Origin of the sequence: Streptomyces sp. NPDC050549, assembly GCF_040655035.1 — a bacterium.
In the GTDB taxonomy this organism is placed as follows: domain Bacteria; phylum Actinomycetota; class Actinomycetes; order Streptomycetales; family Streptomycetaceae; genus Streptomyces.
In genome coordinates, this window is sequence record NZ_JBFAJD010000004.1 from 256,641 (window position 1) to 280,126 (window position 23,486).

Here is a 23,486-nt window from a genome sequence, read left to right on the forward strand (position 1 = left end):
GCCTCCCTGGGGTCCTGCCCTCGATGGTAAGCCGCACGCTACTCACACGGTCAGACCCCGGACCAGCAGATCCAGCAGCGCACACACGAACAGCGCGATCCCGATGAACCCGTTGACGCTGAAGAACGCCCTGTTCAGCCGCGAAAGATCATGTGGCCGCACGATCGAGTGCTCGTAGAGGAACGCGCCCGCGACGATCAGCAGGCCGAACCAGAAGAAGGCACCCGCGCCGGTCGCCGCGCCGTACCAGGCGAGCAGGGCCGTGGTGATCGCGTGGCAGACACGCGCGCCCCAGATGGACGCCGGGATGCCGAACCGGGCCGGGACCGACATCACACCGATCTCGCGGTCGGTCTCGATGTCCTGGCAGGCGTAGATCAGGTCGAAGCCGCCGATCCAGATGCCGACGGCGAGACCGAGGATCACCGCGTCCCAGGACCACTCGCCGGTGATCGCCAGCCAGCCGCCGACCGGTCCCATCGCCTGGGCGAGACCGAGGATGGCCTGCGGGAAGTTCGTGAACCGCTTGCCGTACGGGTAGACCACCATCGGGATCACCGCGATGGGGGCCAGCGCCAGACAGAGGGGGTTGAGGAGCGCCGCCGAGCCCAGGAAGACGACGAGCGCGACCAGCGCGCCCGTCCACGCGTGCTTGACCGTCATCGCGCCGGTCACCAGCTCACGGTGTGCCGTGCGCGGGTTACGGGCGTCGATCTCCCGGTCGATGATCCGGTTCACCGCCATCGCGAACGTGCGCAGCCCCACCATGCAGATGGTGACCAGCAGCAGCCGCCCCCAGTGGATGTTCCTGTCCCACTGGAACATCGCGGTCAGCGCCGCGATGTAGGCGAAGGGCAGGGCGAAGACGGAGTGCTCGATCATGACGAGGCGCAGGAACGCCTTGGTGCGCCCCGGCTGCGGGATCGCGGCTGACGCGCTGCTCACAGGCCGTACTCCTTCCACCGGCGGTCGACCTTCGCCGCCGTCTCCGGGTCGGACAGCACCATCTCGGGCCAGCCGCCGTCCCGCGTGTAGCCCTCCTCGGGCCACTTCCTCGTCGCGTCGATCCCCGCCTTGCCGCCCCAGAACTGCTGGTAGGAGGCATGGTCGAGGTGATCGACGGGTCCTTCCACAACCGAAAGGTCACGGGCGTAGTCCGTGTTGCCCAGCGCCCGCCAGGCGACCTCGTGCAGATCGTGGACGTCGCAGTCGGAGTCGACGACCACGATCAGCTTGGTCAGGGACATCATGTGCGCACCCCAGACCGCGTGCATCACCTTCTGGGCATGCTTCGGGTACTTCTTGTCGATGGAGACGATCGCGCAGTTGTGGAATCCGCCCGCTTCGGGCAGGTGGTAGTCCACGATGTCCGGCACGATGATCTTCAGGAGGGGGAGGAAGAAGCGCTCGGTCGCCCGGCCCAGCGGTCCGTCCTCCGTCGGAGGCCGGCCTACGACGATCGACTGAAGCAACGGCCGCTTCCGCATCGTGACGCAGTCGATGGTGAGGGCGGGGAAGGGCTCCTGGGGCGTGTAGAACCCGGTGTGGTCGCCGAACGGCCCCTCCGGCAGCATCTCGCCGGGCTCCAGCCACCCCTCGATGACGACCTCGGCCTGCGCCGGCACCTGCAACGGCACGGTCTTGCAGTCGACCATCTCGATCCGCTTGCCCGCGATGAACCCGGCGAAGAGGTACTCGTCGATGTCACCGGGCAGCGGCGCGGTGGACGCGTAGGTCACGGCGGGCGGGCACCCGAAGGCGATCGCGACCGGCAGACGCTCGCCCCTCCGGGCCGCGACCTGGTAGTGGTTGCGGCTGTCCTTGTGGATCTGCCAGTGCATGCCGATGGTGCGCTTGTCGTGCCGCTGGAGCCGGTAGAGCCCGAGGTTGCGGATCCCGCTCTCCGGGTCCTTCGTGTGCGTGAGCCCGAGATTGAAGAAGGACCCGCCGTCCTGCGGCCAGGTGAAGAGCGCGGGCAGCGCGTCGAGATCGACGTCGTCGCCCGTCAGCACGACCTCCTGCACGGGCGCGTCCTTGACCTTCTTCGGCGGTACGTGCGTCATCGCGCCGAGCTTCCCGAACGCGTCCCGCACCCCCACGAACCCCTGCGGCAGCTCGGGCCGCAGCAGCCCGCCGATCTTCTCGGAGATGTCGCCGTACGACTTCAGCCCGAGCGCCTTCAGCAGTCGCCGGTCGGTCCCGAAGACGTTCATGGCGAGGGGCATGCTCGATCCGCGGACGTTCTCGAAGAGAAGCGCGGGCCCACCGGCCTTCTGGACCCGGTCGACGATCTCCCCGACCTCCAGATAGGGGTCCACCTCGGCCTTGATGCGCTTGAGGTCTCCCTCGCGCTCCAGTGCCCTGAGCAGGGAGCGAAGATCGTCGTAAGCCATGTGTCCCAGTATCCGGCACGGGCCCGGCGACCCGGCTCACGGGTCGCCGTTGCGGGTCGCGCGGTCGGATGTCTGCCGCACCAGCCGGAAACGTCCGCATTCGGGACATCTCTGATAGCGCGAGCGTCCCAGCCGTACGGCTTTGAACGAGGCGAAAGGCACCCACACCGTAGAGAAGCGATGCCCCTGACTGCACTGCACGACCACGCGCGCCGTCCCTCCATCCTGCGCGCGATACCGAACAGGACAAGCCGGGGCCGTGATTCTTACCCACCCGCTAACCTGGCCCCGACCGGGGCCGTCCCATCATTCAGGAGAATCTCGCCGCCATGCTCAGGTATCTGCCCTTCCTGCTGGTCCTGGCCCTGTGGATCTACGCCTTCGTGGACTGCCTGAACACGCCCGAGGAGGACGTGCGGGGCATGCCGAAGCTGGCGTGGGTGTTTGTGATCCTGCTCTTCGGCGAGGTCCTCGTCGGTCCGGTCGCCTGGCTGATCGCGGGCCGGGCGCGGCGCGCCCCGGACGGGACGACGGCCGCGCAGGGCCGGTGGATCGCGCCGGACGACAACCCCGAGTTCCTGAAGTCCCTGAACAAGGACGACCCCAAGCCGGACCCGAAGACCGAGTAGACCGAGTAGACCGAGTAGACCGAGTAGACCGAGTAGTACGTGCAGGTTGTACGCCGGTGAGCGGCCCGGTACGGACAATGCGCCTCTGGGCCCGGACCGGCAGGAACCGGACACTTACCTCGCATGACGACTGCTCCCGCCGACTCAACCGGCACCCTCGCCCCCGAATACGGTGACAAGGTCATCGCCGTCGAGACGGCCGGTGCCGAGCCCATCCCCGACGCCGAACGCCACGGCAGCCCGCTCCAGCTCCTCTGGACCTGGGCCTCCCCGAACATCGAGTTCGCGACCGTCTACATCGGCGTGATCTCGGTCCTCTTCTTCGGCCTGAGCTTCTGGCAGGCGACCGCCGCGATCGTCCTGGGCACCGGCCTCGGCGCGATCACACAGGGCTTCCTCTCCCTCGACGGCCCGCGCTTCGGCGTCCCGCAGATGGTGATCGGCCGCCTCTCCTTCGGCTTCCGCGGCAACATCCTCCCGTCGGCGGCCAACGGCCTTGTCGCGGGCGTCGGTTGGTTCGCGGTGAACAGCGTGAGCGCGGCCTTCGCGCTGAACACGCTGACGGGTCTACGCCCCCTCCCGTCGCTGTTGCTGGTGGTGGTGGCCGAAATCCTCATCGGCTTCATCGGCCACAACTTCGTGCACGCCTTCGAGAAGTACGCGTTCCCGGCGCTCGCGGTGATCTTCCTGCTGGCCGGCGTGTGGACCTTCAAGGACGCACACCTCGGCGGAGGCGGCACGGGCGGCGGCGTAGGAGGCTTCCTGCTCGCGTTCAGCGCGGCCTGGGGCTACGCGGCGGGCTGGAACCCGTACGCGACGGACTACTCGCGCTACCTCCCGCGCACGGCGAACAAGTTCAGGACCATCCTCTACCCGGCGGTCGGCCTGTTCGTGTCGGTGACGCTCGTCGCCGTCATGGGCGCGGCCTCGGCAACCCTCGTCGCCCCCAAGGACGCCACCCCGACGGCCGCCTTCACCGGCCATCTCCCCGGCTGGCTGGGCGACTTGGTGCTGATCGCGATCATCCTCGGCGCGGTCTCGGCGAACGCGCTGAACGTCTACTCCGGCGCGATCTCCCTCACCGCGCTGGGCCTGAAGCTCCCCGCATGGCTCAACCGCAGCGTCCTGGTAGTGGTCTCGGGCGTGGCCGGTACGGCGGCGGCGTGGGCGTCACTGTCCGACGCGGGCTCGGCCTACGAGGCGTTCCTGCTGGTCATCGCGTACTGGGTGGCGCCCTGGCTCGGCGTGGTCCTGGTGGAACGCTGGTTCCAGTCCCGCACCCCCACCGAGGAACTGGCGCCCCGCCTGACCGACCCCACCTTCACCAACTGGCCCGGCCTGGCAGCCCTGTTGATCGGCATCGCGGTCTCGGTCCCGCTCTTCTCCAACCAGGAGGACTACGTCGGCTACGTCCCGAAGCACTGGCCGTCGTTCGGCGACAGCACACCGATCGTGGGGTTCGTGCTGAGCGCGGTGCTGTATGTGGTGCTGCGGTCGGTTCTCGGGCCGAAGGAACGGGTTGGGGCTCAGCCGGCCAGGGCCGACGCCTGATCCACGTACTCGACCTCGACGTACGGGGCGTTCTTCGCCCCGTACGCCTTCTTGATGATCGACTCGGCCTTGTCGGGGTCGACGACCGCGACCTGGACGAACCACCGCTCGGCCACGCCGACTTCGCGCATCCGGAAGGTGCCGTCCCAGCGACTCATGTCGTCGCCGATACGGTCGAAGAGCTTGTCGAGGGTCTTCCGGCTGACGTCGGTGTCGCGCAGCCGGACGGTCACGCCCTTCAGCGCCGATCCGCAGACGGCGGCGTCGAAGCGGGCGAAGGGGATGCGCCAGACGTCGAGAGTCTGCGTCTCGTTGTGCGCGGCCATGCCGGTACAGACGGCCGCGTAGCCGCCCTCCGCCGGCTTGTCGATGTGATCGGCGACGCGGTACATGGGGCTGCTGTCGTCGAGGGCGGGGACGCCGCCGACGGGTCGGGTGCCGACGCAGGCGCGGTCGACGCCGGTGCCGGCCTTCGGCCGGGCACCGCTCCAGGTCCCGTCGTCGGCACCCGGATGCATGAGCCCGTGCGCGGCCAGCGCGACCAGGACCGGCGATGATCACCGCGGACCGCGCCATCAGTTCGGTCAAGCGTCACATGGGCACCGACTGGACGATGCCGTCCTCGACCACCGGGACCACGATCGCCCTCCCTGCATCACGGCCTCCGCCGAGGGCCGCCGTCAGTTCGGACGACCCGGTCGCCGCCGCTGCCGCCCTCCGGGCGAGCATCCTCAAGCACGAGATCTTGGGCCTCATGCTGGTCGACGTCACCCCGTTGTCCCCAGTCGTCGAGGCCAACGGCGTCCTGGGCGTCTCTGCCAAGGACCTCGGCAGTGGCAGGGAGCGGCGCCTGGTGGTCACCGCCCGCTCCGCACTGCCCAAGGCCGACCTGGAGCGCATGACGCGTGAGGCCGGGCGGTACGCGGAGCTGTCAGCGGACCCAGGTGCCGGTGAGTGCCTGGACGGCGGAGCCGTCGGGGTCGGCGAGGGTGGTGGCGACGAAGTCGCGGGCCCACTGCGAGGTCTGGACGCGGAAGGGCGGGTGGGCGGCGGTCAGGGCGTCGATGATCGGCGCGGCCGCCTCGGCCGGCGTCTGGGCGTTGCCGAACGACTGCTGGGTGCGGGCGATGTAGGCCTGGAGCGCCGGGCCGTAGGGACCGGCGGCGGCGAGCAGGGCCGGGACGTCCAGACCGAGGTTGGCGACGAACTCGCTTGCCACCGCGCCCGGTTCGACCACGGTGACACCGACGCCGACGGTCGCGGCGACCGGCGCGAGCGACTGCATGAAGCCCTCGACGGCGAACTTGGCCGCGCAGTAGGCCTCGTTGAAGGGCTGGCCGACGGCGCCGCCGACGCTGCTGACGGTGACGACCCGGCCCTTCGACGCACGGAGGTGCGGCAGGGCGGCCCGGGTCATCGCGACCACGCCGAAGAAGTTGACCTCCATGGCCGCGCGGACGTCCTCGACGCTGCTCTGCTCGATGGTGCCGACCTGGGCGGCGCCGGCGTTGTTGACCAGTGCGTCCAGGCGGCCGTGCTCGGCGACGACCTCGTCCAGGCAGGCGGTGAGGCCGGCGGTGTCGGTCACGTCCAGGCGCCTGACCTGGATCCGGTTCGCGACGCCCGCCTCGGCGGCGGCCTTGAGCAGGGCGTCCGCCTTGCCGGTGTCGCGCATGGTGGCGATGGTCGTCCAGCCCGCCCGGGCGGTGCCGACGGCCGTGGCCAGGCCGATGCCGGAGGAGGTACCGGTGATCAGAACCGTCTTCGGGGAGGTCATGAGGTCTTCCTTGCCTGGAGGTACGCCGGGCCCGCGTTCAGCACGTGACCCGACTCATTCTGCACGCAGTACGAGTTCCAGCAGCCCCGGGAACCGGGCACCGAACTCTTCCCTCCGCAGCCGGTTGACCCGCTTGGGCCCCTCGTCCCGCTGTTCCACGATCCCCGCGCCCCGCAGCACGGCGAAGTGGTGGCTCAGGGCGGCCTTGCCCACCGGCACGTCGAAGCTGCCGCAGCTGCGGGACCAGTCAGCCGAACCGGCCAACTCCCTCACCAGGGTGATGCGTACGGGATCCGCGAGGGCAGCGAGGGCCGTCTGTACGGGAACGCCGTCGGGGTGGGTGTGCTCGGGGGCGGAGCGGTGACTGGTGCCGCCGCCGGTCCGTTGTGCCGCCATGTCCGCCTCCCGCTTGCCGAGTGTTCGATGAAAACCATACACTCGCGAGTGTTCGCTTTTCATTGAACAGCCGAGCGGGGAGCGTGTCGGGCATGCGCGCAGTCGAGTTCCAGGAGTACGGCGGTCCCGAGGTCCTGAAGGTCGTGGAGACGGAGATACCGCGCCCCGGCCCCGGTCAGGTGAGCGTCGACGTGGCGTACACCGGGGTGAACTTCGCCGACCTCAAGGCGCGGGGCGAGGGATACCGGGTGCCAAGTCTCCCGTTCGTACCGGGACTTGAGGTCTCGGGCCGCATACGGGAGGTCGGCGCCGGCGTCGCGGGCCTCACCACGGGCCAGGAGGTGGCGGCCCTGACGGCGGGAGGCGCGTATGCGGAGGTGGTCGTAACCGACGCGGTGACGACCTTCCCCCTCCCCGAGGACATGGACCTGCGCACGGCCGCGACCCTCCCCACGGTCCTCCCGACCGCGTACGCCCTCGTCCACACCGTCGGCCGCCTCCAGCCCGGCGAGACACTGCTCGTGCAGGGTGCGGCGGGCGGAATCGGCACGGTGGTGGGGCAGTTGGCGCGGGCGGCGGGGGCCGGGACGGTGTACGGGGTCGTATCGAGCGCGGCGAAGGCGGAGTTCGCGCGGGGACACGGCTACGACGAGGTGTTCGTCGGCGAGTTCGAGGCGCCGCTGCGGGCGGCGACGTCCGGGCGCGGGGTCGACCTGGCCCTGGACCCGGTGGGCGGCGACACCCTCCGCGCCACCCTGGCCTCCCTCGCGACCTACGGCCGTCTGGTCTCCTTCGGCAACGCGAGCTCGGCGCCGCCGTGGCAGGTGGGCCAGCCCGACCTGTACCCCGGCGCCCTCTCCGTCTCCGGCTTCTCGATCCTGACCCTGGCCCAGACCGACCCCGCAGCCCTGCGAGCCCTGACCGAACGGGCGTTCGCAACGGTGGCCGACGGCACGGTGTCCCTCCCCGTGACGGCGGAATTCGGGTTGTCGGAGGTGGCGGAGGCACACCGACTCATGGGGGCGCGGACGAGTACGGGGAAGCTGCTGCTCAGGGTGGCGGAGTAAGTACCTTTCAGGTGCCGACCCTTTCAGGTGCCGACCCTGCGACCGCGGAGGGTGGGGGTTGTGAGCGCCTGCCGATAGGTGCTGGTGGGCCACCATCCCAGCCGACCTTCACCGAACCCACGCCCGTCTGTATCCCCCGAGACAGACGGACGCGGGCCCGGCAACACCCCCAAGTCTGGATCGCCCCATGACCACACCGAAAGAGGGTTCCAGAAATCTGCTCTAGAAATTCACTCTAGAACCGAGCCCCCAATACGCTGTCCCGCATGAGCCCCAAGCAACACCGCGGCGAGGTCACCGCAGACCTCCTCCTCGACGCCGCGCTGCGCCTCTTCGCGGAACAGGGCGAACAGGGCCTCACCGTCAACGCCGTGACCAAGGCCAGTGGTGTCAGCCTCGGCAGCCTGTATCACCACTTCGGCAGTCTCGACGGGCTCCACGACGCCCTGACGCAACGCTGGTTGAGCCGGATGCTGGGCGAGTTGGTCACCGCGCTGCAGACGACCCGTACCGCCCGCACCGGCATTCGCGCGATCGTACGGACGTATCTGAGCTTCGTCCGCGAACACCGGGACGCCGCCCTGCTGTTGCACTCCGCCAGAACCGACCAGCGCAACATGACCCGGGCCAGAGAACTGCGCGACTCCCAGGAGGCCAGGCTTTCGGTGTTCGCACGCTGGATCCAAGTCCACGTGGATTCAGGAGAGTTGGCACCGCTTCCCCCGGCTCTCATCGAGTCACTCGTCCTGGGCCCGCTGATCGGCGTGATCCGCCGCTGGCTGTCCGACATCGATGTCGACGACGACGCACTCGATCTCGACCTGGCCGCGCGCATCCTGCCGGATCGGATCTGGCGCTCCGTCGCCGCCGATCCGAAGTGAAGCGCCCCTGGACTATGGACAATCCGGGGCGAATTTTGACACGGTGCCGTGTCATGGCCCTCGACTTCCGCACCTTCTACGCCACCCAGAGCACGTACTCCGGCCCCGGCGCACTCGCCGACCACTACGCCGGTCTCCCCCGCGATCCCGCTCAACTCGCCCGTATCACCCGCGACTTGATCGTCCACCGCCTCGAAGGCGGCTTCTACGACCACGTCCACCCCACCGACCGGCTGCACAACGACGCCGAGACCCGCTACATCGACGACATCCTCCGCGTCCTCGTCGACCGGAACGACGCCCCGCTCACTCGACGGCGCGAAGTGGGCGACCGGTTCGTCGGGACCTGCCGGGACTTCTCGCTGCTGCACTGCTCGTTCCTGCGCCACCTGGGCATCCCGGCCCGTATCCGCTCCGGGTTCGCCGACTACTTCGGCGAACCCGGCTCCGACCGCTTCCACGGCGATCACGTCGTCACCGAGTACTGGCACGACGACCGCGGCTGGCTCCTCGCCGACTCCCAGCTCACCGACCCCGTCGTCGCGGACCACTGGAACTTCGACTTCGATCCGACGGACGTGCCCCGTGACCGTTTCCTCGTCGCGGGCGAGGCCTGGCAGGCCATCCGCGCAGGTGGCGCAGACCCCGCGGCCTTCGGACTGCACCCGCCGGAGGAGGGGCCGTTCTGGGGCGAGCGGTTCGTCGCCGGCAACATCCGCCTCGACCTCGCCGCCCTCAACAAGGTCGAGACCCTGCTCTGGGACGTCTGGAGCGAGGACGAGGGCAAGCCCGGGGAGCCGTTGCCGGAGTCCGCACGCCTCTTCTACGACCGGGTCGCCCCGGTCGTCAGCGGCGAGGTCTCCTTCGACGCCGTACGGAAGCTGTTCGCCGAGGACGACATCCTGCGCACCCCGACGACGGTGACCTGCTACGCCCCCTTCAACGGGCCCAGCCGAGTCACCCTGCGCCCCGCCATCGTCTAGGCCACGGTCCGCAGTCCGCGCACCTGAGCCGCCCCCATCCCCCGCACCACCCGATGCGCGCACACCGCCGCCAGCAACTCCCCCAGCAGATCGGGGTCGTCGATCTCCAGGCCGAGCAACGACTCGATGCGTTCCAGGCGCTGGTAGAGCGACTGGCGGCCGATGTGCAGCAGGGCCGCCGTCCGGGTGGGTGAGCAGCCGTTTCGCAGGTGTACCTCCAGCGTGCGCACCAGGTCGCTGGGGTGGGCCGCCTCCCAGGCCAGCAGCGGGCCCAGCGTGTGCTGCACGAGCCGGGCCAGGCGGTCGCGGTTCGCGTCGACGCCACCGCGGGTCAACTCCCGTTCCAGTGCCAGCGCCCGCGCCGATGTCACCAACGGGCCTTCCGGTGCGGCGGGTTCGGCCGCCGGTACCGTCAGCGCGAGTTCCAGCGTCGTACGGGCCGCCCGCAGTGTGTCGCTCCAGCGCAGCCAGCCGCTGGCCGCCTCGACCACATGCCCGACCGCGACGGTCAGCCCGGGGTCCGCGGCCGTACGGAAGGCCTCCTGGACGGCGCGGATCGGGTCACCGGAAACTGAGCCGGAGCCGGGGAGGGCCAGCAGCGCCAGTACGTCCCCCGGAAACGCCGCCCGCAGCACGCTCGCCCCGCCCAGCAGCCGTACCGCCCGGTCGACGGAGGAAACCTCGCGCGTGCCGTGGACGGAGACGCCGATCAGGCGGGCGCCCGGGCCGGGGTGGAAACCCGCGAGTGCGGACCGCGCTTCGACCTCCGGCTGGTTCAGCGCGGCCCGGTCCGCGAGGTCGGCCAGCAGGGCGGCAGTGTGGTCGTCGCCCCAGGGTCGTACGACGGAGCGGCCGGAGAGGCCGCGGGCGACGATCGCCCGGTTGGCGGCCTCGGCGATCCGTACGAAGGGGACGACCCGGTGGAGGGCCAGGAGGGGAAGGCCGAGGCGGCGGGCCTCGTCGGTGACCTCCGGTGGCATCGTCGGGAGGGAGCGGCCGATCTCCACCGCCAGGCCGGACGCGCCCCTCGCGGCGAGTTCGCGGACGTAGCGGCGGCGGATCTCGGCCGCGGTGTCGGTGAGACCGAAGCCGTTGGTGAGGAGGAGTTCGCCGCCGTCGAGGAAGTTCGCGCCCTCGTAGACCTCGCTGGAGTGGACCCAGCGCACAGGGCGGTCGAGGGCGGCCTCTCCGGCCAGGAGTTCGGGTTCGGAGGCGCGGACCAGGTCGAGGGCCAGGACCTCACGGAGGGTGAGTGCGGGCACGGGAACCTCCAGAGGCGCGGACAGTTCGTCCGGGTACGGGTTGCGGGGAGAGTACTTTCCGCACGTTGCCCTCGTGTTTCGGCCACTGGAGAGTGAGCACATGAAGCCTTTGGATCAGGCACGGGCGAGCGCCTGGCTCGCCACCGCCGTCGAGGAGGCCCGCGCCGGGCTCGCCGAGGGCGGCATCCCGATCGGTGCCGCGCTCTACGGCGCCGACGGCACCCTGCTGGGGCGCGGCCACAACCGGCGCGTCCAGGACGGCGACCCCTCGATGCACGCGGAGACGGCCGCCTTCCGGGCGGCGGGGCGGCAGCGGTCGTACAGCGGTACGACGATGGTGACGACGCTCTCCCCGTGCTGGTACTGCAGCGGGCTGGTGCGGCAGTTCGGTATTTCGCGGGTCGTGGTCGGTGAGGCCGTCACCTTCCACGGCGGGCACGACTGGCTCGCCGAGCACGGTGTGGAGATCGTCCTGCTCGACGACGCCGAGTGCACCGCGCTGATGCGCGACTTCATCAAGAACAACCCGGCACTCTGGAACGAGGACATCGGTGACTGAGCCACGTATTCCCACGATCGATCTGCGTCCCTGGATCGAGGGGGACGAGGAGATCCGCAAGGACATCGCCCGTACCGTCGACAGCGCCCTGCAGACGGCCGGGTTCCTGCTGGTCACCGGGCACGGTGTCGATCCGGCGCTGCGGTCCCGGATCCGGGAGGCCGCGCGTGCCTTCTTCGCGCTGCCGGCGAACCTCAAGGAGCCGTACTCCGCGAAGGTCGGTGGGCGCGGGTGGCTAGGGCCGGGTGCCGAGGCCAACGGCTATTCGGAGGGGACCGAGACGCCGCCCGATCTGAAGGAGTCGCTGACCTTCGCCACGCACCGGCCGTTCGAGGACCCGGTGGTCAACGCCGAGTGGTACGCGCCGAATGTGTGGCCGACGGAGATCCCGGAGCTCCAAAAACTCTGCGAGGAGTACCTCGACCGGATGGGCGAGCTGGAGAAGCAGTTGCTGTCGCTGCTCGGGGAGGCGCTCGGGCTCGAAGCCGACTTCTTCTCGCGGCACATGGACCATCCGACGTACGGGTTCAACATCAACTGGTATCCGGGGGTGGAGGTCGTCGGCGAGCCGGAGCCGGGGCAGTTCCGGATCGGGCCGCACACCGACTTCGGGACGGTGACGATCCTCGACCGGCAGGCCGGGAAGGGGGGCCTTCAGGTCTTCACCGACGAGGGGGGATGGGAGGACGCGCCGTTCGATCCCGACGCCTTCACCATCAACATCGGTGATCTGATGGCCCGTTGGACCGGTGACCGGTGGCGGTCGGGGCGGCACCGGGTGCTGCCGCCGCCCGCCGACGCGCCTGCCGAGGAGCTGATGTCGCTGGTCTACTTCGGCGAGTGCACCCCGGGCACGCTCGTGGAGTCGGTGCCCGCGCCGGTCGGGCGGGTGGCGTACGAGGCCGTCGACTCGCATGTCTATCTGCGGGAGAAGCTGGACTCGATCACCGTCGAATAGGCCCCTGTTCCGACATTTTCGTAACCCAACGGACACCACGTGACCTAGTCCGAACCAACTCCCCCTATTTACCCTGGTGTTGATAGACAGGTTCCGGTGTGCAGGGCGACCGCTCAGGGGGAGATGCGGTGGGTAGAGGGCTGCACGGCCGCGGGGCACTGTTCGAGGCACAGCCGCCCGGTCTCGCCTCGCGTCTGACCGGGCTGCGCCCCTACCAGCTGCTCACCTCGCCGTACGAACATCCGGAACCGCCCTTCGTGGTGCTCGCGGGCGCGCGCGGGCTCGGCAAGAGCACGGTGCTGGCCGAGTTGCGCACCGCGTACCGCGGGCACACGCCGGTCGCGCTGATCGACTGCGAGGCCGACCGGCTGACCCGGCTGCCGGACGGCCGGCCCGCCGCGACCTGGTCCCCGGTGTGGCAGGCGCTGACCACGATCGCGGAGCAGCTCAGGGAGCCGGTGGTGCACGGCGCCGGCGCCATCGACTTCCCGCGCCTCGAGGCCGGGCTGCTCGCGGTGTGCGCCACCGGCTGGGACGCGCGGGACGAGGACAGTGCCCGTGAGGAGGCCCGGCGGATCCTGCTGCTGAGCGATCCGGCCCGGCGCTGGTCGGTGATCGCGCAGGGCTGGGCGACCAGGGTCGCCTCCCGGCTGATCGCCAATGTGTCGGGTACCGGTCCGGTCGGCCAGGCCTTCATCGAGGCGACCCTCGACACCCTCTTCGACCTGGTGTGGACGCCGAACGGGCTGCTGAAGGCGGGCGCCGACTGGTACCGCGACTATCCGGGCGCGAGCGGTGACCCCAAGCGCGGGCTGATCGAGATCGCCCGGGACTTCCGCGCCGACGGCACCTCCCGCACGGACGCCGAACGCTGGCTGCTGCGCGCGCTGCTGGCCGACCTGGGCGACACCTACCGGCGCCGGTGGGAGCGGATGCGCCGGGTCGGGCGGCCGGTCGTGCTGATCGACAATGTGCAGTCGGGGCCGGGTCCGGGGCTGATGATGGCCGTACTGAAGGAGCGTTCGGACGGTGTCGGCGACCAGGTGGCCTTCTTCGCCGCGCTGCGCGGCGACCGGCACCCCGATCTGCCGGACGCGGTACGTCATCCGCTGCCGGAGGTGGGGCGGGCGAGCGGCTGGGTGCCGGGGGCTTCGCCGTCCTCGCGGGCCCTGCTGGTGACGCTGCCGCCGCTGACTCCGGAGGAGACCCGGCGGGTGATCGCGGACGTGTGCGCGACCGAGCAGATCCGGGTCGAGGTGCCGCCCCAACTTCCGTACGCCATCCACCGGTTGACGGCGGGCAGTCCGCTGGGTGCGGCGCTGCTCGGGGAGGCGGTACGGCAGACCCGGCCGGCCGGGGCCGTGAGTCCGGGGGAACTGCTGACCGCCGGGCTGAAGCCGGAGGGTGACGTGACGAGTGATCCGCGGCCCGTGTACCGGGAGTTGCTGGACCGGCTGGTGGCGCCCGGGATCGCGGAGGAGCTGGCCGTGCTGGCCACCGCGCACGACGGGGACTCGGCGCGGGCGCTGGCCCAGGGGCGGCGGCTGCGGGACAGTTTCGGCGCGTCCGGGGTCAACCGGCTGCGCACCCAGCTCACTTCGGAGGGTCTGCCGCCGGCGGCGGGCTACTTCGTGGGCGATCCGTTCCTGCGCACCCTGCTTCTGCTCCGGCTGCATCTGGACGACGCGGACCACGGGCGCTGGCGGGCCGTACACCGTTCGCTGCTCTCGCACTACGAGGGGCTGCCCGGCAGCCCGGACGCCCCGGCCCGCGCCCGCTACCGGCTGCACCACGAACTCGCGCTCGGCGACACGGCGGACGCGGTGGAGTATCTGCGGGACAACTTCCGCCTGATCCCGCCGCGGGCGTGGCTGGAGACGCTGCTGTTCGTGACCGCCGCGCCCTACTACCACGCGCACGATCCGCACGGCCGGGACATCGGCGCGGCCGGCGACCACCGCAAGGCTGTCGCGCTGGCCCGCACGGACGCCGAGGAGCGGCCGCCGGACGGCGTGGACCCGGTCCTGCATCTGACGGTACGGCGGCTGCTGCACGCGGTGTGGCAGGTGACGGATCCGCTGGTGCTGCCGGACGTGGAGGTCGCGGACCGGATGCACTTCGACCTGGAGCAGCTGTCGACGGTCTGGCCCGCGGGCAGTGAACTGCTGTACCGGGCCGCGCGGCAGTGGCCGGAGAACGCGCTGGCGGGGCGTCCGCTGCGGGTGCCCGCGGGTGCGGACGGCGACGACGACGGAAGCGGGGGCCTGCGGTGAGGCGACGGCTGCGCGAGCTGTTCGAGGAGATCCGGACCATCCCGGTCTACCGGTACACGGCACTGGTGGTGGCGGCCGTCCTGGTCGCCGGGCTGGTCGTGCTGATCCGCACGGCCCTGCACGAGGACCGGTCCTGCGCGGCCGGGGTGGCCCGTCCCGAGGGCAGCGACGAGTGCGTGGGGGTGTCGACGTCGGCGTTCGACTTCGGGCAGCGCCGGCTCGCCGACACGATCAGGGCGGTGGCCCGCGAGAACGGCACCCTGAAGGCGGGGACGTATGTGTCGGTCGCGCTCTACGAGCCGTTCACCGCGACCGACACCGACACGATGAACGATGTGCTGCACGAGTTGCAGGGCGCCTATCTCGCGCAGTACGCGGCCAATCACGACGACAACGGCGAGACCCCGTACATCCGGCTGGTGCTCGCCAACCCCGGTGCCACGGGCACCCATTGGGAGCGGGCGGTCGACCGGATCGTGGCGATGACGAAGTCGTCGGACCGGCTGCGGGCGGTCACCGGGATAGGGACGAGCACCGACAACAACAAGAAGGCCGTGGCGGAGCTGACCCGGCTCGGCGTCCCGGTGGTCGGCTCCTCCATCACCGCCGACGACCTCGCCAACGGGCAGCAGGGCAAGGACCCTTACCCCGGCCTTGCCCGGGTCTCCCCCACCAACACCGACGAGGCCCGCGCGCTGGCCTCCTTCGCCAAGGTGACGGCGGACCGGGCGCTGCTGGTCTACGACAAGCCGGGCGACCCGTACACGAAGACCCTCCAGCAGGCCTTCACCACGCTGCTGAAGGGATCGCCGTACGGCTCCTGGCCGTTCACGCCGCCCGCGGACCGCAGTCAGGAGGGCAGTACGCCCAACACCTTCCGGCAGATCACCGACCTGGTCTGCGACACGGACGCGAAGCTGGACACGGTGTTCTTCGCCGGGCGCCACACCCAACTGCGGCAGTTCATCAACGCGTTGGGCCGCCGCGGCTGCCAGTCACGGAAGTTCACGGTGCTCACCGGTGACGAGGGCTCGTACCTGACCGGCGACAGCCAACTCGACGCCAGTGCCCTCCAGCACGGGGTCTCGGTCCGCTACACCGCGCTCGCCCACCCGGACGCATGGCTCAAGGACGCCCCGGCGACCGGGGGTTCAGCCCAGGACTCGCAGGAACTCGACCGGCTGCTGGCCGCCGCGAAGACCGCACCGGTCGGCCCGATCGGCACGGTCGCCCTCGCCGACGGACAGTCGATCATCGCCTACGACGCGATGCAGCTCGCCGTCCACGGCGTCCGCGAGGCCACCCCGGCGCAGCAGAAGATCCCGCCGCTGTCCGACGTCGGCCTTCAATGGCCGCAGGTGAAGGGCTCGTTGCGGGTGAGCGGGGCGAGCGGCTGGATCTGCCTGGACGTCCACGGCAACCCGTACGACAAGGCCGTACCGATCGTGGAACTCACCCCGAAGGGCGCCGCCCGCTTCGTGAAACTCGCCTGGCCGGAGGGCAGGCCCCCGTCGAAGGAGTGCCTGCCTCCGGCCTGACCGGCTTCCGCCCGCCCGAGGCAGGCTCGACGAGCCGGGGCAGCCGGACGAGGAAGTGAAGGAGCGAACCGGCCATGACACCAACCTGTCCCGGAAGCCACCCGCTGAGATACCGGAGCACAAGGAAAAGCCGCTTCACAAGAAGGCATGCTAACTAGTGAGACATGATCACTCACGTGAAGCGGGCGTTCAAGTACCGCTTCAACCCGACCGACGCGCAGGCAGCGGAGCTGTCGCGGACGTTCGGGTGCGTGCGAAAGGTCTACAACATGGCACTGGCCGCCCGGACCGAGGCATGGACGCTGAGACAGGAGCGGGTCAACTACAACACCACCTCGGCGATGCTGACGGCCTGGAAGAAGACCGAGGAATTGTCCTTCCTCAACGATGTGTCCTCGGTCCCTCTGCAGCAGACTCTGCGACACCTGCAGGCAGCGTTCACCCGCTTCTTCGCCAGGCAGGCGAAGTACCCCCGCTTCAAATCACGGAAGAAGTCCAGGAGATCCGCCGAGTACACCAGCAGCGCTTTCCGTTTCCGCGACGGGAAGCTGACGCTGGCGAAGATGGCCCAGCCGCTGGACATCGTGTGGTCCCGTCCCCTACCTGAAGGGGTACAGCCCTCGACAGTGACCGTTTCACAGGACAGAGCAGGGCGCTGGTTCGTGTCCCTGCTGGTGGAGGATCCGGCCATCCAGCCGCTTGCCGCAAGAGGTAGCTCAATCGGCGTGGATGCCGGGCTGGACCACCTGCTGACGCTGTCCACCGGTGAGAAGATCGCCAACCCGAGGCACGAACGCAAAGACCGTGCTCGCCTGGCTCGGGCCCAACGGGAGCTGTCGCGCAAGGGCGACGGGGCCAACCGGGCCAAGGCCAGCCGGAAGGTCGCCCGTATCCATGCCCGGATCGTCGATCGCAGGCGGGACACTCTCCACAAGGTCACCACTCGACTCATCCGCGACAACCAAGTGGTCGTGATCGAGGACCTGGCCGTTCGGAACCTGCTGAAGAACGGTCGCCTGGCCCGCGCCATCTCCGATGCCGCGTGGGCGGAATTCCGCAGCATGCTGGAGTACAAGGGCCATTGGTACGGCCGCGAGGTGATCGCGGTGGACCGCTGGTTCCCCTCCTCGAAGCTGTGCTCCCACTGCGGCGCGCTCTCCCAGCGCATGCCGCTCAACGTCCGCACCTGGACGTGCGGGAACTGCGGCACGACCCATGACCGGGACGTGAACGCGGCACGCAACCTTCTGGCCGCCGGGCTGGCGGTCTCGGCCTGTGGAGCCGGTGTAAGACCTCAACGGAGCATTCCGGGCGGGCAGTCGGCGATGAAGCAGGAAACCCACGGGGCGACCCGTGGAACCTCTCTGATTCAGAAGGGGGAAAGTCAACAGATGCTCCTTGAGGAAAAGAAGCTTCAACAGCGCAACCAACACGCGAGTTCGTGACCTTACGACCTCGCACATTCGGACCCGTGCCTCCTTGCCTGTCCTATACGGCGAAGGCCGGTTCCGGTGACCCCCGTCACACGGAACCGGCCTTCGCCGTAGGGGACTTCAGACGCCGGCGTAGGAGTGCTTGCCGCCGACGAAGATGTTGACGCCGTAGTAGTTGAACAGCCAGCAGCCGAAGGCGATCAGGGCCAGGTAGGCGGCCTTGCGGCCCTTCCAGCCGGCCGTGGCGCGGGCGTGCAGGTAGCAGGCGTAGGCGACCCAGGTGATGAACGCCCAGGTCTCCTTGGGGTCCCAGCCCCAGTAGCGGCCCCACGCGGACTCGGCCCAGATGGCGCCCGCGATGATCGTGAACGTCCAGAGGGGGAAGACGGCCGCGTTGACGCGGTAGGAGAACTTGTCGAGGTTCGCCGAGGCGGGCAGCCGCTCCATCACGGAGGTGGCGAAGGCGCCGGGCTTGCCGCCGGTGGCGAGCTTGTTCTCGTAGGAGTCCTTGAAGAGGTAGAGCAGCGTGCCCACCGCGCCCACGTAGAAGACCGCGCCGCAGATGATCGCCGTCGACACGTGGATGTACAGCCAGTACGAGTGGAGGGCGGGAACCAACTGGTCGCTGGCGGTGTACAAGACAGTGACGGCGATACCGAGATCGAGGAGGACCGTGGTGACCAGGAACAGGCCGAGCCAGCGCACGTTCTTCCTGAGCAGCAGCAGCGTGAGGTACACGCCGACGGCGACCGTGGAGAAGGTGATGTTGAACTCGTACATGTTGCCCCAGGGCGCCCGCTCCACCGAGGCCGCGCGGGCGAGGACACCGCTGAGCTCGACGATGAACGCGAGCACCGTGAGGGACACGGCGATACGGCCGTAGAGGTCGCCCTGCTCGTCCCCGCCGTGCGCACCGGGACCGTCCGGCACGTCGCGGGAGCCGGACGCGGCCCGGACGACGACCTTCGGCCGCTCCAGAACGGTGGTCCCGCCCGCGTTCTGCACGGTGACGGCGGGCGCGTCCGCCTTCTTCGCGGCGGCGGCACCGGTCAGCGCGGCGGCCGTACGGCCGATCTTGCTGCGGCTGCCGAAGGTCCACTCGGCGATGTACGCCAGGAAGGCCAGGGTGTAGACGGCCATCGAGGAGTAGATCAGCGTGTTGCTGACGTTGGCGAGGTGTTCGTTGGTGGCGGCGGCGATGTTCACTGCTGCTCAGCCCCTTCGGGGGGTACGGAGGGTTCGTCGTCGGTCTTCGTCGGGGCCCGGTCGTGCACGAGTGCCGCCAGGTCGCCGAGTTCCTCGGGGAGTTTCGCGGACTCGCTGCGGCCGAGCCCGGCCATCTCGACGACGGTGCTGCCGTCGTCGCCGGTGGTGGCGCGCACCCAGACGCGGCGGCGCTGGATGAACAGGGAGCCGGCCAGACCGAAGATCGCGGTGAGCGCGCCGGCCAGCGCCCAGTCGGTGCCGGGCTGCTGGACGACCTGGAAGCCCGCCCATTCCTTGATCTGCTTGTCGAAGGTGATCGACCCGGCGCCGTTCGGCAGGGTCATCGTCTCGCCGGGCAGCAGTTGTTGCTTGAGGATGTTGCCCTTGGAGTCCTTGAACTGCTTCAGGTTCTTGGTCTCCAGCTGGTACACGTTCTGCGGGATGCCCGAGTTGACGCCCAGGTCGCCGTGGTAGCCGGTGACGTTGAGCACCGGGTAGTCGAGGCCGGGGTACTGGGAGAACATCGTGCCGCTGCTCTTGGCGTACGTCGGCACGAACACGGCGGCGAAGCCGAGCTGTTCGGTGACGCCCTGGGCGTTCTTGTAGCCGTCGAGGACCTTGATGGCGCCCTGCGAGGTGACGTTGGAGTCGAGCGGCAGCATCGGCACGGCCTGGTGGAAGACCACGTTGCCCTTGCCGTCCCGGACGGTGACGACGGGGGCGTAGCCGTGGCTGACCAGGTAGACCTTCGAGTCGCCGATCTCCAGCGGCTCGTTGACCTTGATGGTGTGCTTCTTGGCCTTGCCGTAGGCGCCGAGGCTGTAGGTGATGTCGGCCTGGAAGGTGCGCGGGGTGCCGCGGTTGGGGCCGGTGCGCTCGTAGGTGCCGACGAAGTTCTTCAGGTTGAAGCTGAAGGGGACGAGGTCGTCGTCGCTGAAGAGGTTGCCGGACTTGAAGTCGTCGTACTGGGTGAGGGTGTTGGAGAAGCCGTCGCCCTCGACGATCAGTTTGTCGCCCTCGGACTTGAAGAGCTGGCCCCAGGCGAAGGCGATCAGCATGACGATCAGCGCGAGGTGGAAGAGCAGGTTGCCGGTCTCGCGCAGATAGCCCTTCTCGGCGGCCACGGCGTCCCCGGCGACGTGGGCGCGGAAGCGGCGCTTCCTCAGGACCGCGAGGGCGACTTCGCGGACCTGCTCCGGTTCGGCGGCGGTGCGCCAGGTCGCGTAGGCGGGAAGGCGGTTGAGGCGCTTGGGGGCGCCCGGCGGACGGCCGCGGAGCTGGCCGACGAACTGCCAGGTGCGCGGGATGATACAGCCGATGAGGGAGACGAAGAGGAGGACGTAGATCGCGCCGAACCAGGCGGAGCCGTAGACGTGGAAGAGGCCGAGCTTCTGGTAGATCGGGCCGAGCGTCTTGTGTGCGGCCTGGAACTCGGACACCTTCAGCGCGTCGGTGCCGGACTGCGGGATCAGCGAACCGGGGACCGCGCCGAGCGACAGCAGGAACAGCAGCATCAGCGCGACCCGCATCGAGGTCAGCTGCCGCCACATCCAGCGCGCCCAGCCGAGCGCCTCACGGCCGGTCCAGGCGAGCCAGCCGGCCAGACCGGGCTTCCGGTTGCCGCCGAAGGAGCCGGGCATGGCCGTCTCGACGGGGGCGGTGGAGAGCTGGGAGCCGGCGGCGCCGAGGTCCTGTTCCTCAGCGGCGGACGAGTCGGTGGTCGTCTTGCTCATCGATCAGATCCCTACAGTGAAGCCGTCGGACCAGCTCTGCATGTCCTGCACCAGCACGTCCCACGCGCCGGTGAGCAGCAGCACGCCGGTCACGATCATCATGGTGCCGCCGACCCGCATCACCCAGACGTAGTGGCGCTTGACCCAGCCGAAGGCACCGAGGGCCTTGCGGAAGGCGACCGCGGTGAGGACGAAGGGGACACCCAGGCCGAGACAGTACGCGACGGTCAGTATGGCGCCGCGACCGGCACTCGACTGATCCATCGAGAGGGCCTGCACCGACGCCAGGGTCGGACCGATGCACGGGGTCCAGCCGATGCCGAACAGGGCGCCCAGCAGCGGAGCCCCTATCAACCCGGTCGTCGGCCGCTTGTGGAAGCGGAACTCGCGCTGGGTGAGCCAGGGCATCATCCCCATGAAGAACACGCCCATGAGGATCATGAGCACGCCGAGGATCTTGCTCAGGACGTCCTTGTTCTCCTGGAGCGTCTGCCCGAAGAAGCCGAACAGGGCCCCGCCGGACACGAACACGACGGTGAAGCCGAGGACGAAGAGAGAGGCACCCGCGACCATCCGCCCGCGCCGGGCGTCACCGAGGTCGGTGCCGGTGACTCCCGTGACGTAGGAGAGGTAGCCGGGGACCAGCGGCAGGACGCACGGCGAGAAGAAGGAGACGAGTCCGCCGAGGACGGCGATCGGCAGCGCGAGCAGCAAGGCCCCGTGGCTGACCGTGGTGTTGGGCTCGGTAACGGCGGCGAGCAGCACGTCGGCTCACTTCTCCGCGATGACCGGGTCGAGCATCTCGCGCAGCTTCTCCTCGCTGAGTGCCTGGAGTGCGCGCGCCGCGATCTTCCCGTCCCGGTCGATGACGATCGTGGAGGGGATGGCCTGCGGGTTGAGGGTGCCCTTCCTGAACCGGAGCATCAGCTTGCCCGTCGGGTCGTACAGGCTGGGGTAGGGGACGGCGTACTTCTTCTCGAAGGCCACGGCCGGTTCGGTGCTGGTGTCGCGGGTGTTGAGGCCGACGAACTGGACGCCCTTGCCCGCGGTGGCCTTGGCGACCTGGACGAGGTTGTCCGCCTCGGCGCGGCACGGGGAGCACCAGGAGCCCCACACGTTGACGACGACGACCTTGCCCTTGTAGTCGGCGGTGTCGATCGTCTTGCCGTCGATGGTCTTGCCGGACAGGTCGGGGGCGGCCTGGCGGTCGCCCTTCTTGACGGTCGCAATGCCGTCGGAGCCGGTGATGAAGTTGGTGTTGCCGGAGCCTCCGGAGGTTCCTCCGGAGCTGCAGGCGGAAAGCACCAACGCGGCGACGGCTACGCCGGCGGTCGACAGGACGGCGCGGCTACGGGCGCGACTGGCGGCACTCATGTGAAAAGTTTCGCATGCCCGTTCTGGGGATCTTGCGCGCCCCCCTCAAGGGCGCCCGGCGGGCGGAAACCCGCATTTCAGGCAGCGTCTCCGGTGGGGCTTGAGGAAGTGCTGGGGCTCGCCGCCAGGTACGACTTCCAGCCGCCGGCCGGGGCCTGGCCGACGTCGAGGCCGCGCAGCTTGGCGAGCACCTCGGGCTTCTGCACGTCGATCCAGTCGGTGAACTGCTTGAAGGAGACCATGCGGACGTCGGCGCCCTTCTCCTTCTCCCGGGCTATGTGCTTGAAGGCCTGCTCGACGGCGTCCATGTAGATGCCGCCGTTCCAGTGCTCGAAGTGGTTGCCGATGAAGAAGGGCGCGCGGTTGCTCTCGTACGCCCGCTGGAAGCCGGAGATGTAGGCCTGCGCGGCCTGGGTACGCCAGCCCGGGTAGTTGTAGGCGGGCGCCTTGGTGGAGTTGACCGACTGGTTGGCCAGCATGTTGTAGTCCATCGAGAGGACCTCGAAGCTGTGCCCGGGGAAGGGGACGGCCTGGAGGGGGTAGTCCCACACGCCGTTCTTCTTGTCGGGCCAGACCTGTCGGCCGCCGGGCGAGGAGGCGTCGTAGCGCCAGCCGAGCGAACGGGCGGTGGGCAGCAGCTGGTTCTGGCCCAGGAGACAGGGCGTACGGCCGCCGACGAGCTCCTTGTCGTAGTCGAAGGGCAGCGACGGCAGGTCGTGCCAGCCGGTGTTGGTGCGCCACTCCTTCACGAAGGACTTGGCCTGGTCGATCTCGCTGCGCCACTGCTGGGGCGTCCAGTTGGCGACGGTGCCGTAGCCGGAGCAGAAGTGGCCGTTGAAGTGGGTGCCTATCTCGTGGCCCTCAAGCCACGCGCGCCGGACGTTGGTGAGGGTCGCCTTGACGTGTTCGTCGGTGAGGTAGCCGATGTCGGAGGCGCCGCGCGGGTTGTTCGGCGGGTTGTACTGGCGCTTCTTCGACTCGGGCAGCAGGTAGAGGCCGGAGAGGAAGAAGGTCATGCTCGCGCCGTGCTGCTTGGCGAGGTCGAGGAAGCGGGGGAACAGTCCGTTGCCGACCTCGCCCGCGCCGTCCCAGGAGAAGATCACGAACTGCGGCGGGGTCTGCCCGGCCTCCAGCGGCACGGGCTTGGTGGGCTGCTTGGGCTGGGTGCCGGTGAAGGACGTGGAGCCGTCACCGATGGGCTTGGCGCGGGGCTCCATGGACTTGGTGGGGCCGCCGGAGTGGCCCTTCCCGGAACCGCCGGAGGAGCCGGATCCGTTCGAGCCGGATCCGTTCGAGCCGAGCGTGCCGCACCCCGCGAGTCCTACGGCTGCAGCGGCGCCGGCACCGACTCCGAGCATTCCCCGTCGAGTGAGACTCCGCATTGCTTCCCCATCCGTCGCGTTCCTCTGTGGTCTACCTGTGAGAGGACGCGACGGACGAGAAAGTTCGCCAGGAACCGTGTGGGTTCCGAAA

22 protein-coding genes are annotated in these 23,486 nt (G+C 69.5%); 10 read left to right on the plus strand and 12 right to left on the minus strand.

What is annotated here, in order from left to right:
- Positions 1-42: 42 nt before the first annotated feature.
- The gene (gene mqnP / locus AB0I51_RS09145) at positions 43-945 is read right to left on the minus strand and encodes a menaquinone biosynthesis prenyltransferase MqnP (RefSeq protein WP_362972911.1); all 903 of its coding nucleotides are present in this window, start codon (positions 943-945) and stop codon (positions 43-45) included.
- A complete protein-coding gene (locus tag AB0I51_RS09150; RefSeq protein WP_362972913.1) occupies positions 942-2,393 on the minus strand; it encodes a menaquinone biosynthesis decarboxylase in 1,452 nt (483 codons plus the stop codon). Before AB0I51_RS09150 ends, mqnP begins: the two co-directional genes overlap by 4 nt.
- Positions 2,394-2,722: 329 nt before the next feature.
- Here AB0I51_RS09150 and AB0I51_RS09155 point away from each other — a divergent pair, with 329 nt between their 5' ends.
- Positions 2,723-3,022 (plus strand): PLD nuclease N-terminal domain-containing protein, encoded by a 300-nt coding sequence (locus tag AB0I51_RS09155; RefSeq protein ID WP_362972915.1) that lies wholly within the window; start codon positions 2,723-2,725, stop codon positions 3,020-3,022.
- Between the two features lie 123 nt (positions 3,023-3,145).
- A complete protein-coding gene (locus tag AB0I51_RS09160) occupies positions 3,146-4,573 on the plus strand; it encodes a cytosine permease (RefSeq protein WP_362972917.1) in 1,428 nt (475 codons plus the stop codon).
- Here AB0I51_RS09160 and AB0I51_RS09165 read toward each other — a convergent pair.
- The 4 genes from AB0I51_RS09165 to AB0I51_RS09180 all read right to left on the minus strand — a co-directional run bounded on the left by AB0I51_RS09165 (position 4,549) and on the right by AB0I51_RS09180 (position 6,746).
- Positions 4,549-5,091, minus strand: coding sequence for a hypothetical protein (locus tag AB0I51_RS09165; protein WP_362972919.1), 543 nt, complete (start codon positions 5,089-5,091; stop codon positions 4,549-4,551). The genes AB0I51_RS09160 and AB0I51_RS09165 overlap by 25 nt on opposite strands.
- A 73-nt stretch (positions 5,092-5,164) precedes the next feature.
- On the minus strand, positions 5,165-5,308 hold the full coding sequence (locus tag AB0I51_RS09170) for a hypothetical protein (RefSeq protein ID WP_362972921.1): 144 nt from the start codon (positions 5,306-5,308) through the stop codon (positions 5,165-5,167).
- A 196-nt stretch (positions 5,309-5,504) separates the two neighbouring features.
- Positions 5,505-6,350: an SDR family NAD(P)-dependent oxidoreductase gene (locus tag AB0I51_RS09175; protein ID WP_362972923.1), complete on the minus strand. Its 846-nt coding sequence runs from the start codon at positions 6,348-6,350 to the stop codon at positions 5,505-5,507.
- 54 nt (positions 6,351-6,404) lie between these two features.
- The gene (locus AB0I51_RS09180; RefSeq protein ID WP_362972925.1) at positions 6,405-6,746 is read right to left on the minus strand and encodes a transcriptional regulator; all 342 of its coding nucleotides are present in this window, start codon (positions 6,744-6,746) and stop codon (positions 6,405-6,407) included.
- A gap of 92 nt (positions 6,747-6,838) precedes the next feature.
- Between AB0I51_RS09180 and AB0I51_RS09185 the strand changes: the two genes are divergently transcribed.
- The 3 genes from AB0I51_RS09185 (at position 6,839) to AB0I51_RS09195 (ending at position 9,677) form a co-directional block, all read left to right on the plus strand.
- The gene (locus AB0I51_RS09185; RefSeq protein WP_362972927.1) at positions 6,839-7,813 is read left to right on the plus strand and encodes a zinc-binding dehydrogenase; all 975 of its coding nucleotides are present in this window, start codon (positions 6,839-6,841) and stop codon (positions 7,811-7,813) included.
- 266 nt (positions 7,814-8,079) lie between these two features.
- On the plus strand, positions 8,080-8,694 hold the full coding sequence (locus AB0I51_RS09190) for a TetR/AcrR family transcriptional regulator (protein ID WP_362972929.1): 615 nt from the start codon (positions 8,080-8,082) through the stop codon (positions 8,692-8,694).
- A gap of 53 nt (positions 8,695-8,747) precedes the next feature.
- Positions 8,748-9,677 carry a transglutaminase-like domain-containing protein gene (locus AB0I51_RS09195; protein WP_362972931.1) on the plus strand — a complete coding sequence of 310 codons (930 nt, stop codon included), beginning with the start codon at positions 8,748-8,750 and terminating at the stop codon, positions 9,675-9,677.
- On the opposite strand, the gene AB0I51_RS09200 is transcribed toward AB0I51_RS09195, so the two are convergent.
- On the minus strand, positions 9,674-10,939 hold the full coding sequence (locus tag AB0I51_RS09200; RefSeq protein WP_362972933.1) for a PucR family transcriptional regulator: 1,266 nt from the start codon (positions 10,937-10,939) through the stop codon (positions 9,674-9,676). The genes AB0I51_RS09195 and AB0I51_RS09200 overlap by 4 nt on opposite strands.
- 100 nt (positions 10,940-11,039) lie before the next feature.
- Here AB0I51_RS09200 and AB0I51_RS09205 point away from each other — a divergent pair, with 100 nt between their 5' ends.
- From AB0I51_RS09205 to AB0I51_RS09225, 5 genes are all read left to right on the plus strand, one after another.
- Positions 11,040-11,498, plus strand: coding sequence for a nucleoside deaminase (locus AB0I51_RS09205; protein ID WP_362972935.1), 459 nt, complete (start codon positions 11,040-11,042; stop codon positions 11,496-11,498).
- Entirely contained in the window at positions 11,491-12,456 is a 966-nt protein-coding gene (locus AB0I51_RS09210; protein WP_362972937.1) for a 2-oxoglutarate and iron-dependent oxygenase domain-containing protein, read from the plus strand. Before AB0I51_RS09205 ends, AB0I51_RS09210 begins: the two co-directional genes overlap by 8 nt.
- 128 nt (positions 12,457-12,584) lie before the next feature.
- The gene (locus tag AB0I51_RS09215; protein ID WP_362972939.1) at positions 12,585-14,729 is read left to right on the plus strand and encodes a hypothetical protein; all 2,145 of its coding nucleotides are present in this window, start codon (positions 12,585-12,587) and stop codon (positions 14,727-14,729) included.
- Positions 14,726-16,267 (plus strand): hypothetical protein, encoded by a 1,542-nt coding sequence (locus tag AB0I51_RS09220; protein WP_362972941.1) that lies wholly within the window; start codon positions 14,726-14,728, stop codon positions 16,265-16,267. Before AB0I51_RS09215 ends, AB0I51_RS09220 begins: the two co-directional genes overlap by 4 nt.
- Positions 16,268-16,431: 164 nt before the next feature.
- On the plus strand, positions 16,432-17,712 hold the full coding sequence (locus AB0I51_RS09225) for an RNA-guided endonuclease TnpB family protein (RefSeq protein WP_362972943.1): 1,281 nt from the start codon (positions 16,432-16,434) through the stop codon (positions 17,710-17,712).
- Positions 17,713-17,820: 108 nt separating this feature from the next.
- Here the strand turns inward: AB0I51_RS09225 and ccsB are convergent, their stop codons facing one another.
- The 5 genes from ccsB to AB0I51_RS09250 form a co-directional block, all read right to left on the minus strand.
- Positions 17,821-18,906 carry a c-type cytochrome biogenesis protein CcsB gene (gene ccsB, locus AB0I51_RS09230; protein WP_362972945.1) on the minus strand — a complete coding sequence of 362 codons (1,086 nt, stop codon included), beginning with the start codon at positions 18,904-18,906 and terminating at the stop codon, positions 17,821-17,823.
- A complete protein-coding gene (locus AB0I51_RS09235; RefSeq protein ID WP_362972947.1) occupies positions 18,903-20,639 on the minus strand; it encodes a cytochrome c biogenesis protein ResB in 1,737 nt (578 codons plus the stop codon). The genes ccsB and AB0I51_RS09235 overlap by 4 nt, the downstream gene beginning before the upstream one ends.
- Positions 20,640-20,642: 3 nt before the next feature.
- Positions 20,643-21,404 carry a cytochrome c biogenesis protein CcdA gene (locus tag AB0I51_RS09240; RefSeq protein ID WP_362972949.1) on the minus strand — a complete coding sequence of 254 codons (762 nt, stop codon included), beginning with the start codon at positions 21,402-21,404 and terminating at the stop codon, positions 20,643-20,645.
- A gap of 6 nt (positions 21,405-21,410) precedes the next feature.
- Positions 21,411-22,013, minus strand: a complete 603-nt coding sequence (locus tag AB0I51_RS09245; RefSeq protein WP_362972951.1) for a TlpA disulfide reductase family protein — start codon at positions 22,011-22,013, stop codon at positions 21,411-21,413.
- 77 nt (positions 22,014-22,090) lie between these two features.
- Positions 22,091-23,395: a hypothetical protein gene (locus tag AB0I51_RS09250; RefSeq protein WP_362972953.1), complete on the minus strand. Its 1,305-nt coding sequence runs from the start codon at positions 23,393-23,395 to the stop codon at positions 22,091-22,093.
- Positions 23,396-23,486: the final 91 nt, after the last annotated feature.

Coding starts and splice junctions, on each gene's coding strand:
- AB0I51_RS09150 (WP_362972913.1), bottom strand. CDS start 2,393: ATGGCTTACGACGATCTTCGCTCCCTGCTCAGGGCACTGGAGCGCGAG.
- AB0I51_RS09155 (WP_362972915.1), top strand. CDS start 2,723: ATGCTCAGGTATCTGCCCTTCCTGCTGGTCCTGGCCCTGTGGATCTAC.
- AB0I51_RS09160 (WP_362972917.1), top strand. CDS start 3,146: ATGACGACTGCTCCCGCCGACTCAACCGGCACCCTCGCCCCCGAATAC.
- AB0I51_RS09165 (WP_362972919.1), bottom strand. CDS start 5,091: ATGCATCCGGGTGCCGACGACGGGACCTGGAGCGGTGCCCGGCCGAAG.
- AB0I51_RS09175 (WP_362972923.1), bottom strand. CDS start 6,350: ATGACCTCCCCGAAGACGGTTCTGATCACCGGTACCTCCTCCGGCATC.
- AB0I51_RS09180 (WP_362972925.1), bottom strand. CDS start 6,746: ATGGCGGCACAACGGACCGGCGGCGGCACCAGTCACCGCTCCGCCCCC.
- AB0I51_RS09185 (WP_362972927.1), top strand. CDS start 6,839: ATGCGCGCAGTCGAGTTCCAGGAGTACGGCGGTCCCGAGGTCCTGAAG.
- AB0I51_RS09190 (WP_362972929.1), top strand. CDS start 8,080: ATGAGCCCCAAGCAACACCGCGGCGAGGTCACCGCAGACCTCCTCCTC.
- AB0I51_RS09195 (WP_362972931.1), top strand. CDS start 8,748: ATGGCCCTCGACTTCCGCACCTTCTACGCCACCCAGAGCACGTACTCC.
- AB0I51_RS09205 (WP_362972935.1), top strand. CDS start 11,040: ATGAAGCCTTTGGATCAGGCACGGGCGAGCGCCTGGCTCGCCACCGCC.
- AB0I51_RS09225 (WP_362972943.1), top strand. CDS start 16,432: ATGATCACTCACGTGAAGCGGGCGTTCAAGTACCGCTTCAACCCGACC.
- AB0I51_RS09235 (WP_362972947.1), bottom strand. CDS start 20,639: ATGAGCAAGACGACCACCGACTCGTCCGCCGCTGAGGAACAGGACCTC.
- AB0I51_RS09245 (WP_362972951.1), bottom strand. CDS start 22,013: ATGAGTGCCGCCAGTCGCGCCCGTAGCCGCGCCGTCCTGTCGACCGCC.
- AB0I51_RS09250 (WP_362972953.1), bottom strand. CDS start 23,395: ATGCGGAGTCTCACTCGACGGGGAATGCTCGGAGTCGGTGCCGGCGCC.